Here is a 13065-nt window from a genome sequence, read left to right as displayed (position 1 = left end):
CGAAGGGGACGGTTATTTGTCATATCTTTTTTTAAGTATACCACTCCTGGAATCGGCCATTAATAATTAAATATTGACAAGCTATTAGCTGGAATAGCATAGCGAGGCTGCCGATCCATGCCGGCAGCCTCGTCCTGATGATTATTGAGCTCTCGTACCCGTTAGTTGAATCAGCAAGCTGGCAGATCAGAGCATGATAAGCAGTAAGTAAACTGGACTTATTCGCTACTTAATTGTTTATACATGTACCATAGAAGGTCTTGTGGCATTTTCTTTCCACGTTTACTTTCCTTCTTAATTACCCGCCAGTTTCCTTGAACATCAAGTAAGGTATAGACATAGTTTGTTCCGTCGGCCTTTTTGAATAAAATATATGCCCTGTCATCTTTTACGAAAGTAATTGGGTCAATGAAATTCTTATAACCTGTACCTGCCTTATAGTCCTTCATTAGTTCTTTCTGAATTTCATCACTTATTTTATAAAGGGATTTGAATCGTCCTTGCTCGGACTGGTACGCTAATTGTTGATACTCAAACCTTTCAAATGAAGATAAGTCTATATTAAAGGTTTTTAAAATGTCTTTAAGGACTTCATCCTTAAATTTCGCAATTTTGAGTTCCCATTCATCACCTTTGTGTTCATAGTTCATAAGCTTAACCCCTGTGGGACTAACATTAAAGGTGATTGTTTCAGTACCGAAAGGATTAGAATGGGCGTGTTCAAAAGTCGTAACTTCTAACTTTATTATGAATGAATACCCACCTTCAGATTCCCTTTTTATATTTAATACCTTTGACCAAAACAAAGCGAATTGTTTGGGATAACCATAATGGTGAATGATTGCATTATTTATGTTTGGGGTAAGTGTTGTAAGCAAAGCATCATTAGCGACTTTTTCTTTCGATTCTTGTGGTTCAGCAAAAACAGTGGGCATGTTAGCCAAAAAACAGATAATAAAAATTAAGTACAACGTTTTCTTCATTTTTCACCTCATTGTTTTTTGGGATAGCTTTCCCTAAATGAGGAAAATCATTATGCTAACCTGCCAGTTACTTCAATGAGCATCAAAAAGGAGCTGTCCTCGCGGCAGTTCCCCCACTATCGTACCCGTTAGCGGAATAACTTCAAATAGATTTCTTAATTCCTTTATTTAAACCAATTATTATTAAAACTAGTCCAAGTATTAAGAAAATCCCTACGAATATATTATCAAAAACACCAGGCATATTTGGTTCAGAAGGATATTGTCCAGACCAGACCAGATATAAAACTGCTCTTCCACATTTGTTGTTTCCCCTCACTAAAAAAGTAATCGTATAATTCATAGGTGTGATTATAACACATAACCTATTGCACAATCCTGCCCGTTAGCGCAGCAGGGCTGCCGTTTGTTCCAGCGGAAGCCTCATGGTCTAGTTATGAGCTCTCGTACCCGTTAGCGTAATAGACGATTTTTGGATCATATAGAATTAAAGACATAATACCACAACCATAAAAAAAGAAAGGGAATACAACACGCTATAAATATTGATATAAGGGGTAGCGTCAGGAAAATGCGGATTTACAACGATAAGGAAATTCCAAATTAAAAAGCCCAACTTCTCTACAAATCAAAATAGAGAAATTGAGCTTTTCAGTTACTTCATTTATTTATTGAATTCATTAACTGGAAGAAGTATTCAGGTTTATGAGTCTTATTTAGGTTATACCATGAATGTAATGCATCTGGTGTAAATACATCTATTTTTTTCAGTACCTCCATTGCAAATTCCAGAGGAGCTATTCCTGATGCAGTAACTAAATTCGCATCAGATACCGCAGATCCCAACTCATAGAACTTTTCTCCTTTATAGTTAGGACATACCATTTTAGTATATTCTAAGTTATTACTTGTATGCTTTCTAGTATCTAAGTATCCCATATTCGCGAGGCCCTCAGTTGCACCACAAATTGCAGCAACAATAGTGCCAAGCTTTAAAGCTTGGCCAATTCTTTCCAAGATAGGTTGATGAATTTCTTCACTCCAAGTAGTCCCTCCTGGTAAAATTAAAAGATCTTTACTCTCAAGAGTACATTCATCAAGGGAAATATCTGGTTTTATGCTCAGTCCTCCCATAGTAGTAATCATTTCTTTATTAGCTCCTACTGTAATTACTTTTAAAGGTGCTAAATCTTTTTTGAAATATCTTCCTGAGTTTAGTTCAGCAATTAAATATCCATATTCCCAGTCCGACATTGTATTAAATACATATAGAAAAACTTTTTTTGTTTGCATCCAATAACACTCCAATCACAATTGATATAGCTATTATAATATAACTTCCCTGACAGTTAACGTCAGGGAAGTTATCATACTTGATGAAATTTTATTAATTCCGACAGAACTTCAATAAGTCTTTTCTTAAGACTTATTGGCTCAATAACTTTAATAGATTTATTGTACGGTAAAAGTAAATAAGGTACATATGTATGTATCATATCTTTTTCAAGAAGAAAAACTGCTTGATTTGAAGTCCGTTCTTGTAAATAATGTCCTAAAAACCAATGTTGGCAAATATCAGCCAATACACTTTTATCCCCATTAATAACCAAAGAAATAATCCCTTCCTTATCTTCTATAGTTGGAAGAAGACTTTTTATAAAAAAGTCACGTGCTGAAAAATTTTCTGGCCGGTTAAACTTATTTTCGGTTAGCATTAGACTTTCAATTCGATCTACTCTAAAACTACGGATATCATTCCTAAGATGACAAAATCCAATCACATACCACTTATTATTCCAATAGATAATTCTGTACGGATCGACCAATCTATAATTTAATTGCTTTTCGCCACTTTTATGGTAAAGAATTTTTACTGAGTACCCGTCAGCTACGGCCTGCTCCAACTCCTTCAAAAAAGGTTCCATAGAGAGTGAACTTAATCGACTTATTACTTCAAGACTAGTTAAATGTTGGTTTATCTTTGTTTCCTGCTCTTGATTTGAGTATTTACTTAGTTTTGAAATGGCCCTATTTAGTGCTTCACCTCCATAATATCCGGCTTCTTCTGCAAAAACAGCAGCGTGAAATAGTGAAGTTTGCTCCTCAAAATCAAAAAAAAGAGGAGCCTCAATAAAATTGTTCAATAAAGTGTATCCACCGTTATGTCCTGGTTCTGAAATTATAGGTACGCCACTTGTTGAAATTGTATCAATATAACGATACACAGTCCTTATATTCATCTCTAACTTTTCTGAAATTTGTTTTGCAGTAATTTTTTCACCTGAACGAAGCATCCATAGAATTGCTAACATATTGTCAATTTTAGGCATATAATTCCACCTCTATATGAAATTTATTTTCTATTATATATTTCCGATTTTTGGTATAACTCATCAACTGTTCCTTTCCGATAGCTTTCTATATAATGAGGCCCTAGACACATTTGTAATTTCACAAATTTGATTTACAGTCATATCTCCCTCTTTATAAAGCTTTACTGCATAATTCATTCCTGCATGATTTTTATGGTACTTCTTTAACCGACCTTTAAACTTTCCTTCTTTCTTAGCCAGTTCAATTCCTTCACGCTGCCGCATACGGATAAGATCACGTTCTAATTGGTTTACACCCGCCATAACCGTAATTAAGAATTGGCTGTAGGGATTATCTTCTGATAAATCTAGCCATGTATCTTTTAAGGATTTTAAATTTGCCTTTTTACTCCGTATGTTATCGATTAATTCAAATAAATCTTGTGTACTACGAGTAATCCGAGTTAAGTCCGTAACATAAATGATGTCACCTTCTTGTATATCCTCTAACATTTTTTGAAGTTGCTCACGATCTTTTGTTGCTCCGGAAACTTTTTCTTCAAAAATAATATCCATTCCGATTTCGTTCAGTTGCTGAAATTGCCTTGAAGGATTCTGGCTAGTTGAACTGACACGTATATAACCGATTTTTCGCAAAATATCACCTCATTTTTGAGACAAGTCTTATGAGACGCTCTTAACTATGATTTTATCAGTCTCCTACACTTGTATCAATAGAGTACACTCTATTGATATATAATTGAACTAATTAACTGAATAATTACAGAAATGAGATGATACTGTATGAAAATTGCGAGAGGTAGAGAATTGCTTACACCAGAACAGCGGCAGGCCCTTATGCAAATTCCTGAAGATGAGTGGGTGCTAGGAACCTACTACACTTTTTCCAAACGAGATTTAGAAATTATAAATAAACGAAGGAGAGAAGAAAACCGTTTAGGGTTCGCCGTTCAATTAGCCGTTCTTCGGTATCCCGGTTGGCCATACACTCATATCAAAGNGATTTAGAAATTATAAATAAACGAAGGAGAGAAGAAAACCGTTTAGGGTTCGCCGTTCAATTAGCCGTTCTTCGGTATCCCGGTTGGCCATACACTCATATCAAAAGCATCCCGGATTCATTCATACATTATATATCGAAACAAATCGGTTCCAGTCCATCTTCGCTTAGTCTTTATCCTCAAAGAGAAAATACACTTTGGGATCATTTGAAAGAAATTCGAAGTGAATACGACTTTGTAACTTTTACTCTAAAAGAATATCGAATGATATTTAAGCATCTTCATCAATTAGCTTTGGAAAATGGTGATGCCATTCATCTACTACATGAATGCATAAATTTTCTAAGAATAAACAAAATCATACTGCCTGCTATCACTACACTTGAGAGAATGGTGTGGGAGGCAAGGGCAATGGCTGAAAAGAAGCTATTTAATACGGTTAGTCAATCTCTGACAAATGAGCAAAAAGAAAAGCTTGAAGAAATCATTACTTCGCAGCATCCATCCGAATCTAATAAAACGATATTAGGTTGGTTAAAAGAACCACCGGGTCATCCTTCACCCGAAACATTTCTAAAAGTAATAGAACGACTCGAATACATACGAGATATGGAATTAGAAACAGTACAAATTAGTCATTTGCATCGCAATCGTCTGTTACAGCTATCTCGCTTAGGTTCAAGATATGAGCCTTATGCATTTCGTGACTTTCAAGAAAATAAACGATATTCGATATTAACCGTCTATTTATTACATCTTACTCAGGAGTTAACGGATAAAGCTTTTGAAATTCATGACAGACAAATACTCAGTCTGTTATCAAAAGGCCGTAAGGCTCAAGAAGAAATTCAGAAACAAAACGGTAAAAAGCTGAATGAAAAGGTTATACACTTTACGAACATCGGACAAGCTTTAATCAAAGCAAAAGAGGAAAAATTAGACATATTTGAGGTTTTAGAATCCGTTATTGAATGGAATTCTTTTGTCTCTTCGGTGGAAGAAGCTCAGGAGCTTGCACGTCCTGCCGACTATGATTATTTAGACTTACTGCAAAAACGATTTTATTCACTTAGAAAATATACGCCAACGCTATTAAGGGTATTGGACTTTCATTCTACAAAGGCAAATGAATCACTTATACAAGCTGTAGAGATTATCCGAGGAATGAACGAATCTGGAAAGCGAAAAGTACCTGACGACTCACCTGTGGACTTTATCTCAAAGCGTTGGAAAAAACACTTATATGAGGATGACGGTACAATCAATCGTCATTATTATGAAATGGCCATCTTAACAGAACTAAGGGAACATGTTCGGGCTGGTGATGTATCCATTGTGGGCAGTAGACAATATAGAGATTTTGAGGAATATTTGTTTTCAGAGGATACATGGAATCAAACGAAGGGAAATACGAGGTTATCAGTTAGTTTATCATTCGAAGAATATATGACAGAGAGAAACAGCAGCCTTAATGAAAGATTAAAGTGGTTATCTGCAAATTCCAACAAATTAGATGGAGTTTCTCTTGAAAAAGGAAAGTTATCAATTTCACGCTTAGAAAAAGATGTTCCAGAAGAAGCAATGAGAGTAACTCACTTTTCGAATGTAAATGTCGCAACAATAGTTTCAAATTCCACTTTCGTTAATGGTGGAATTGGAGCATGAAATTCATAAATATGTTCATTATCAACAAAAATTATAAATGAATTTTCAGTAGTTTTAATGGAACCCACTGATTGAATCGTGTATTTATAAACAGTATAATTATCTTTTGTTCCTTTAGTTACATCCTCAAGAAGTGTATTATCCGCTTCTTCAAATGAGAGAGTTTTCTCAATTTTATTATCTAACCATTTTTCCACACCCTCCTTAGGAATAGCATGTGTATGAAATGATATATATTTTTCAGTGGCACTTTCTTGCAAAGTACTATCAGTAATTTTATCCCATGATGCAGGATATTGAATAGTCCAGCCATCTTTGCTTTGATATTTCAACAATTCTGAATGAACTTCCGTAGGTACCGCGCTATCAATCATATGACTCGTTTCTACAGAAGCATCCGTCGGTTTTACTTCCGGTTCGATGTTGTTCGTCTTTTTTCGTGCGCCCATGCTGGGCGCACGCAAAAAAAAGAATCCTTCGACCAGGATTCTTTTTTGCTCTAAACTTGAGTGCTATCTCCAGCAGACACTGCAGGGTCATCCTTTTCTTTACCGGGTTAAGTTCAGTTCTAATTTCAATGCTAAAGAACACATAATTAACAATATTTTGCACCAGATCGGATTCGATAATCGACCGCTACGGCCTGTACAACAAGGCCACGAGTGACACGTATACTATAAAGAAAAAACAAAAATTAAATTCAATTGTAACGAACTATAAATTTATCGGATATATAGTCGAAGGGAGTGAGAAAGTGGCGGAGGATATAGAAGAAATCTATAAAAATTATGCAAAAAGTGTCTACCGATATTTACTTAGCCTTACTCATGATGAAGATTTGGCCGAGGAATTAACGGAGGAAACATTTTACCGCGCTGTATACTCGATTCATACCTATAACGGCTCCTGCAAAATAAGTGTTTGGCTTTGCCAGATCGCCAAGCACGTGTGGTATCAGGAACTTGGAAAAAGAAAAAGGCATCCAAACCAAGAGTTGCACGAGGATATCCCTTCACCGAATATGTCGCCAGAGGAAGCCAGCCTGTTCCAGAGCAACAAAATGGACTTGTATCGAGCTATTCACCAATTGAGTGAACCTATGCGAGAAATTGTACATATGCGTATATCCGGTGAATTTTCCTTCGCAGAAATAGGTGAAATACTTGGCAAAAGTGAAAACTGGGCACGTGTCACATTCTACCGAGCAAAACAAAAAATTATGGAGGTGTTATAAATGATCCAATGCCATATTGTCCAAGACCTATTGCTAAATTATATAGACGGCTTGCTCAGTACGGAAACCGAACATGACATCCAGCAACACATGCAGGAATGCGAAGCATGCCTTGCTCTTCATGTTAAGCTGTCCGCTTCAATAGATAACGCCGATTTACATGTAAATAAGAAGGAAATTGATTTTCTGAAGAAAGTAAGAAAAAAAACAACGAAGAAAGTGGTAACGGGATTTACAGTACTCCTGTTGATTTTTGCACTGTTAACTTACTTTTTCGCCATAGGCTCTCCTGCCCGCAAGGCAGATCTCATCTATACAACCAGCGTTGTGGGGGACACGTGGCGAATAAATATGGAACTTACAAACGGCAAAGCCTTGCTTGTAAAAACAGAGCCGATTTATGGCGAAAAAGATAGCAATGGTATCAAGCCTATTGTTGGTGTACTTGTAAAACCTCACGAATTGCTGCCTTCACCGATCTTGGAAAGCGACAATACTTCCTTTATGTTTGGCAGCACGATTGACAGCTTTAACAAGCGTGATTATAAAGTCATTCTCCGGTTAGGAGACGGTGACATTGTTTTTACATCAGATAATTATGACAAGCAGCACCCCTAGGTGCAAAGGAGACTGAAATGGAAGGTCGTCGATTATCTCGACGGCCTAATCGCCGGTGATTTAAATATATCTCTTTTATCTTTTTCTTCATCTTGCAAAAGAATTGCTGTAATATTCTATGGTGTGCACTCCAACTTTTCGCCGTTACTTATGGTACGGTTCTCCGCGCTGTCTGTAACGGCAAGTTTTAGGGCCATCCTTTGTGGGATGGCCTGCCCTTTCAAATCTAAACAACTATACTCAATAACCCACCGAATTCCTTAAAGTAAGAATATTTTCCTGAAGGAACGTTTGATTTTTTTCAATTCCTCTGTTTTTACACCAAACAACTGCGCTGAAAGCATCGTAAATATCATAAAATGGCAGCACTCTTTCCAGAGCCAACATAGGTCGAATCGATTGATAACCTTCAATGAACGGTAACTTTGTTCTCGGATTGACTTCCCAAATATATCGATTGACTTTTGTAAAATCTATTTCCGACGATCCACCACGGGCACTCTCGAAATCAATAATGCCAGCAACCTCGTTACCATTCACCAATATATTACCTGGTCTAAAATCCATGTGAACAATGCATGGTCCGTCAGGATCCGGTAAAGCAGAGAAAATTCCATCAAAGTGAAGAATACATCTTTCATACAATTTTGAGTCGAGAATCTCTTTGCATGGCTCTTTCCACTTTTCAAAATTACTTTTGATATGTAATCTCCAATTATTTTGGTCAAGTAACTTAAAACCACCGGTTACATGATAACCATACCCAGGAGTTTTTACCTCATGGAGCATAGCATGATACACGCCAATTTGAAAAGAGAGTTTCTCATCAATGTCTCCTGTACAAGGCATACCTTGAATTGCTGAAAGAAGCAATGCTCCAGTAGTACTTTCATCCCCGTACCAAATGTCCAATACCTTAGGAACAGGTATTATACCCTTTAATGTTTCAAGCATCTGAAATTCACGGAATAGTTTATCCTTGTTAAATGGAATTTTTACAAAAACGATTTCTCCACTGGCAAGAGTAAGTTTGTATACATCAGAACTAAATGACTCTGGAACATCTTCAACATTCAAGACGTTCAACTTTAGCTTTTCTATAACTTTTAGAATAGAACTCATATGTAACCTCCTGTCTATGTATGAGCAGTTCTTTTATCTGACGGATCTTCTCCCGGTCACGGATTGGCTGAACGGTATTTGCTCCTTTGATCTCAGGGGTAACCCTCCTCTCGCCCGAAATGTTTAGCTAAATAATACAATAGAATCAAAATGTTAAGTACAAGTTATTAATGGATTCCAAAATAAATAAAAAAGGCTTACTAGAAGCCGTCTTTGCGGCTAATCGTAAGCATTTCTCCAATTTAACAGATTGGTCATTTTGTAAATTTCGTTAACGTTTCAACCAACTAAAAACCGCCTTTGACTAGTCGGTTAATTAAACTATCGTACCCGTTAGCGTAACGGATGCGGATGTAAGCGGCCAGATTCAAACCCCGCTTTTTTTTAAACAAGGGGCCAATTCATCGGGACAGTTATACATGTAAAATCCGGTCCGGGGATGATTGTACGTATAGCGCGCTTCCCTGCCGGCCAGCGGGGTTTTCCAGGTTCCCGATGGTCAAATCGGCCTTGCACAGCAAAGGGGCGACATGGCGGAAGATCGGCGAGAAATCGTAGCGGTCCTGACCCTGTATCCGGGCGGATCGAATAATCGTGACAGCTTCGACCTATTCTTCTGCCCCTACGAGTTGAGCCTGGTTTGCTCCATAAATGATCCATCCGATGTCAATTAATCTCAAAGACAGCGTTTCATCTAATGGAAACTCGATCGTTTCTGGGTTCTCCTCGTTATTGACAGTCACTTTCATTTTCAAGCCCGTCCGTTCAACGGTCGCATAATGGGCACTTTTGCGGATGATCTTGTAGCTCGCTTGGCCTTCAATGGACACATCGGCGATTTCACCCGATTGTATGCCTTCCTTTAAATCTCCAAGGGTTATCATACTCGCCGCTTGATAAAAACCAGAGCTGGCAGACTGAACCACACCCTTTGCTTGTCCAAAATCTTGTTTCTCCAGCGCGGATTCCAACTGTTGATCGTACTGCCTTACCGCGTCGATCAGTGTTTGGTCCTGCGGTAGGTTGGTCGTCTCTTTCTGCAGTGCACGCTGAATCATCGCTGTCGCTTCAGCCCGTGTGGCCAATCGGTCAGGACCGAAATCATTGCCGTAGCCGTCGATAATTTGCGCTTTGCTCAGCTTCTCAATGTAAGCTTTCGCCCAATGATTGGCCGTATCCGAGAACGATTTGATCGACCCGTCGAACGGTACTTTTCCTTCAAAATGCCGGACCAACATTGCCGCGATTTCCGCGCGGGTGATGTTTTTTCCGGGTGCAAATACTCCATTGTCTACCCCATTGACAAGCCCATACGAGCTGGCCGTCATCACCGGAATATAAAACCAGTCCGACCGTCGGACGTCTGAAAACGAAGGGCCATCCGCCCGCGCCTCTAAACCGACGGCCATAAATAATTTCACGAACTCGGCCCGAGTCACCGTATTGTCCGGCTTAATTACGACTTCCCCCTCAGGGCCGTCATAGCCGTTCAAGATATGCGCTTGCACAAAGTCGGCCAAAATCAATTCCGCCCAGTGCCCGTCAATATCCTCCGGGAAATAACGGGAAAGATCATAATCGGATACATCCCATTCACCGTCCGGATCGGCCATTGCCCCAGTCGGGCTGATGCCTGCCAACATGACTATGGCCAGCAATGCAATCCACCATTTTTTCATCCTTCTTATCTCCTTGAATTAGATTTACAAGATCGTAGCACCTGACCCGGTGATGCGGCAATCTGTAAATAATGGATGAACGTGGACTAATAAACCCTTTACAGTGGCTGCCTGGCATGGCTCATAATCCGCTTAAAGGACTTTTCATCACTTAACAATATTTAACCGTAATCAGGCTTTTTATATGCTCCCACGAGTCTGATGGACAGCGCGCTTAGCGTCAGGGTGGGATAGGCGGCATGAGAAGAAGGGAAGACCGATAAATTAAAAACAAACAAATTGCTTCCACATATTATCCTTTCCTTTCTATTTCGCGCTGTTTAATGATGTTTGGTTGACTTTTGACATCAAAAAAGCTGGCCACCCGAATTCAGCAGCCAACTCTCATTTTGCTTTTTATATGTGGCCACCTGATGTCTGCAGCCGGTATTATTGTGCTAACGTACTCGTTAGTGCAATTACGAGTCAGTCTCTAATCTAAACTGAATCCATTCGATTCCCGTAACCTTTGTGTTAGTGGTCAGTCCACGAAATTGCCATATCCCTGATTCTGAAATAGAAGGACCAGTAACCTCCCATGTATAAGCCAGCTTATGAGAAATSACTAAAGTAGAGAAAACAGCCTCAGTAATTTCGTCCTTATTTAAGGGCGTGCTGAATCCRACATCATATAATGAGGAGTCTTTCCAATAACGTTCAAATACTGACTGGGTAACCTTTGTCTCACATRCATCCTCAAATTTTGCGAGCAGCTTACGAACTTTGTCCTCAGTATTCGCTTTKAAAAACGCGTGCCAATGAATGTAACTGTACATTTACTTCCTCCAAGCTGATAAACTGTTTCCGAAATATTCTATACGGATAGTTGATTTACCTTTATTAACTATCCTGCCCGTTACTTGAATGATTAAAGGAGCAGCTGCCGCGGCAAACTGCTCCCTAGATCGTTCATCTATTGTCCCCGTTAGCGGAATGGTTATTAATTTGTGCTGAATCAAACTGTTTTTTCAAAGCTCCAGCCGGTATAGGTCCCATATTTTTTACCGTACATACTCATGAGATGCGTTTGATAATCAATTAGCGCTAATGCTTGCGTTTTGGTAGCTATAAACGTAACCTGATCATCCGTTATAGAAATCCGCCGAATCGCGAACGACGTGAGCGCGATTTCTCTTGCAAACTTATCGGCATTTACGGACGGAATCTCGAAATGATGCGATATGTGACAGGTATTAACTCGCCTAAGATTGATTCCGGAATCAGTAACTTTTTTGTCGTTAAGTGCCCATCGGAACTTTCGTTCTTCGTCCGTTTCATGATACCGGCGAGTCCTTCGCCGAAAAGGCTGTCAATTTCGTATCGGTTAAAATCTAGGATCCATTTTCGGTGTAAATGGTAGAGAGGCAAAAGAGTGCCTTTGTCGGAACTGAAAACATCACAGCCCCGATCGTCATACATGTGAAACAAAATGCCTTTTGTTTTGTTATACAGGTAAATCCGACCGCCGGAGGTCGGNGAACTGAAAACATCACAGCCCCGATCGTCATACATGTGAAACAAAATGCCTTTTGTTTTGTTATACAGGTAAATCCGACCGCCGGAGGTCGGTTTACGCATGAAGTCGGCATTTTCAATGGATTCAAGTACATACGGCATTCGGATTTCTTTCGCTTTAACTTCAACGGTCCATTCTTTAGTGTAAAGTTCGTCATCCGATTCATCAAACTCATATGGCAAAGTGCACGATCGCGTTTGCTTTAATCGCGTTATAAAAAAGCGCTTTAATCGTATTTTATCTACTCGCTTTTTTTTTCGTACCATAGCTGGTTCGATGAATAAAAATTACATCATCTTCAGGATCGAAAATTGAACGATAAATGGATCGCGCGCGACGAAGACTTTCACACCGATATGCCTCATCCTTCAAATTTTCAAGTCCTAGTTCAAAACGAATGTAAGGACCATGCGCCTTCATTTCATGCGCCTTCATTTCTTTTACAATATTCACTGCAAATATCCCTTCGTTTTAAAGCTTTATTTCACCAAGTCGTACTGGGCAGCCGCCTTCTTGTCTCGGTACCCGTTAGTGAACAATAGATTTCTTAAGTATTATTGATTACGAAATGTTTTCCAAGCTGTTTTTAGTACGTGAAAAGAAAAAAAGACTGTTGCCACCCAACCAATAGTAGCAATTAAGATACCCAAAAGGTTCGGAAGAAACCTAATAGGGTCAATCCAACCAATTAGTTTATGAAGAGTTCCTTCTACTGTGCCAGAAATTTGAACTAATAACCAGCCAACGAATGCACCAAGTGCATATTTAGCTGTATTATCCATTAATTTCACTCCTTCTCTTTTTATTTCATTTTGCCATACGTTCTCCCATAAACTGCCCATTAGTTGAGCGAAAGGCTGCCACGCGGTAGCCAA

13 protein-coding genes and 3 pseudogenes are annotated in these 13065 nt (G+C 38.8%); 4 read left to right on the top strand and 12 right to left on the bottom strand.

The features are described from left to right. Positions 1-218 precede the first annotated feature (218 nt). The 4 genes from ASG81_RS01825 to ASG81_RS01810 all read right to left on the bottom strand — a co-directional run bounded on the left by ASG81_RS01825 (position 219) and on the right by ASG81_RS01810 (position 3952). Complete coding sequence (locus ASG81_RS01825; protein WP_056628251.1) at positions 219-983, bottom strand: DUF3888 domain-containing protein; 765 nt, start codon at positions 981-983, stop codon at positions 219-221. 660 nt (positions 984-1643) lie between these two features. Continuing rightward, positions 1644-2276 (bottom strand): type 1 glutamine amidotransferase family protein, encoded by a 633-nt coding sequence (locus tag ASG81_RS01820; protein ID WP_038182224.1) that lies wholly within the window; start codon positions 2274-2276, stop codon positions 1644-1646. A gap of 74 nt (positions 2277-2350) precedes the next feature. After that, positions 2351-3313 (bottom strand): helix-turn-helix transcriptional regulator, encoded by a 963-nt coding sequence (locus ASG81_RS01815; protein WP_047155544.1) that lies wholly within the window; start codon positions 3311-3313, stop codon positions 2351-2353. 63 nt (positions 3314-3376) lie between these two features. Then, the gene (locus ASG81_RS01810) at positions 3377-3952 is read right to left on the bottom strand and encodes a recombinase family protein (RefSeq protein WP_033728358.1); all 576 of its coding nucleotides are present in this window, start codon (positions 3950-3952) and stop codon (positions 3377-3379) included. A 201-nt stretch (positions 3953-4153) separates the two neighbouring features. On the opposite strand from ASG81_RS01810, the pseudogene ASG81_RS33800 reads away from it, so the two are divergent. Further along, a pseudogene (locus ASG81_RS33800) lies at positions 4154-4316 on the top strand (DUF4158 domain-containing protein); the annotation flags it as partial. Position 4317: 1 nt separating this feature from the next. Further along, positions 4318-5904 (top strand): annotated as a pseudogene (locus ASG81_RS01800) (DUF4158 domain-containing protein); the annotation flags it as partial. A gap of 5 nt (positions 5905-5909) precedes the next feature. On the opposite strand, the gene ASG81_RS01795 reads toward ASG81_RS01800, so the two are convergent. Beyond that, the gene (locus ASG81_RS01795; RefSeq protein WP_155971083.1) at positions 5910-6431 is read right to left on the bottom strand and encodes a hypothetical protein; all 522 of its coding nucleotides are present in this window, start codon (positions 6429-6431) and stop codon (positions 5910-5912) included. A 305-nt stretch (positions 6432-6736) separates the two neighbouring features. On the opposite strand from ASG81_RS01795, the gene ASG81_RS01790 reads away from it, so the two are divergent. Beyond that, a complete protein-coding gene (locus tag ASG81_RS01790) occupies positions 6737-7216 on the top strand; it encodes an RNA polymerase sigma factor (RefSeq protein WP_056628238.1) in 480 nt (159 codons plus the stop codon). Next, complete coding sequence (locus ASG81_RS01785; RefSeq protein ID WP_056628236.1) at positions 7217-7834, top strand: zf-HC2 domain-containing protein; 618 nt, start codon at positions 7217-7219, stop codon at positions 7832-7834. A 240-nt stretch (positions 7835-8074) separates the two neighbouring features. Here the strand turns inward: ASG81_RS01785 and ASG81_RS01780 are convergent, their stop codons facing one another. The 7 genes and pseudogenes from ASG81_RS01780 to ASG81_RS01755 all read right to left on the bottom strand — a co-directional run bounded on the left by ASG81_RS01780 (position 8075) and on the right by ASG81_RS01755 (position 12972). Beyond that, complete coding sequence (locus ASG81_RS01780; RefSeq protein ID WP_056628232.1) at positions 8075-8956, bottom strand: phosphotransferase family protein; 882 nt, start codon at positions 8954-8956, stop codon at positions 8075-8077. Between the two features lie 413 nt (positions 8957-9369). Beyond that, positions 9370-9531, bottom strand: a complete 162-nt coding sequence (locus ASG81_RS33795; RefSeq protein ID WP_442952796.1) for a CapA family protein — start codon at positions 9529-9531, stop codon at positions 9370-9372. A 33-nt stretch (positions 9532-9564) separates the two neighbouring features. Beyond that, a complete protein-coding gene (locus ASG81_RS01775; protein WP_056628229.1) occupies positions 9565-10635 on the bottom strand; it encodes an S-layer homology domain-containing protein in 1071 nt (356 codons plus the stop codon). Between the two features lie 1191 nt (positions 10636-11826). Next, positions 11827-12150, bottom strand: a pseudogene (locus ASG81_RS33790) (DUF3885 domain-containing protein); the annotation flags it as partial. A gap of 1 nt (position 12151) precedes the next feature. After that, a partial coding sequence (locus tag ASG81_RS33785; RefSeq protein ID WP_442952795.1) for a DUF3885 domain-containing protein occupies positions 12152-12456 on the bottom strand: 305 nt, incomplete at its 3' end. Continuing rightward, on the bottom strand, positions 12428-12643 hold the full coding sequence (locus ASG81_RS01760; protein WP_056628220.1) for a DUF3885 domain-containing protein: 216 nt from the start codon (positions 12641-12643) through the stop codon (positions 12428-12430). The genes ASG81_RS01760 and ASG81_RS33785, both read right to left, overlap by 29 nt. Positions 12644-12744: 101 nt before the next feature. Then, positions 12745-12972 (bottom strand): hypothetical protein, encoded by a 228-nt coding sequence (locus tag ASG81_RS01755; protein WP_056628217.1) that lies wholly within the window; start codon positions 12970-12972, stop codon positions 12745-12747. Positions 12973-13065 lie beyond the last annotated feature (93 nt).

This window comes from Paenibacillus sp. Soil522 (assembly GCF_001428245.1).
GTDB lineage: Bacteria > Bacillota > Bacilli > Paenibacillales > Paenibacillaceae > Pristimantibacillus.
The sequence above is the reverse complement of the archived record's forward strand: the minus strand, read 5'-3'. Positions and strand labels throughout refer to the sequence as shown.

What these genes read in the sequence shown, in the direction of transcription:
- ASG81_RS01825 (WP_056628251.1), bottom strand. Translation starts at nt 983, where the DNA reads ATGAAGAAAACGTTGTACTTAATTTTTATTATCTGTTTTTTGGCTAAC.
- ASG81_RS01820 (WP_038182224.1), bottom strand. Translation starts at nt 2,276, where the DNA reads ATGCAAACAAAAAAAGTTTTTCTATATGTATTTAATACAATGTCGGAC.
- ASG81_RS01815 (WP_047155544.1), bottom strand. Translation starts at nt 3,313, where the DNA reads ATGCCTAAAATTGACAATATGTTAGCAATTCTATGGATGCTTCGTTCA.
- ASG81_RS01795 (WP_155971083.1), bottom strand. Translation starts at nt 6,431, where the DNA reads ATGGGCGCACGAAAAAAGACGAACAACATCGAACCGGAAGTAAAACCG.
- ASG81_RS01785 (WP_056628236.1), top strand. Translation starts at nt 7,217, where the DNA reads ATGATCCAATGCCATATTGTCCAAGACCTATTGCTAAATTATATAGAC.
- ASG81_RS01780 (WP_056628232.1), bottom strand. Translation starts at nt 8,956, where the DNA reads ATGAGTTCTATTCTAAAAGTTATAGAAAAGCTAAAGTTGAACGTCTTG.
- ASG81_RS01775 (WP_056628229.1), bottom strand. Translation starts at nt 10,635, where the DNA reads ATGAAAAAATGGTGGATTGCATTGCTGGCCATAGTCATGTTGGCAGGC.
- ASG81_RS01755 (WP_056628217.1), bottom strand. Translation starts at nt 12,972, where the DNA reads ATGGATAATACAGCTAAATATGCACTTGGTGCATTCGTTGGCTGGTTA.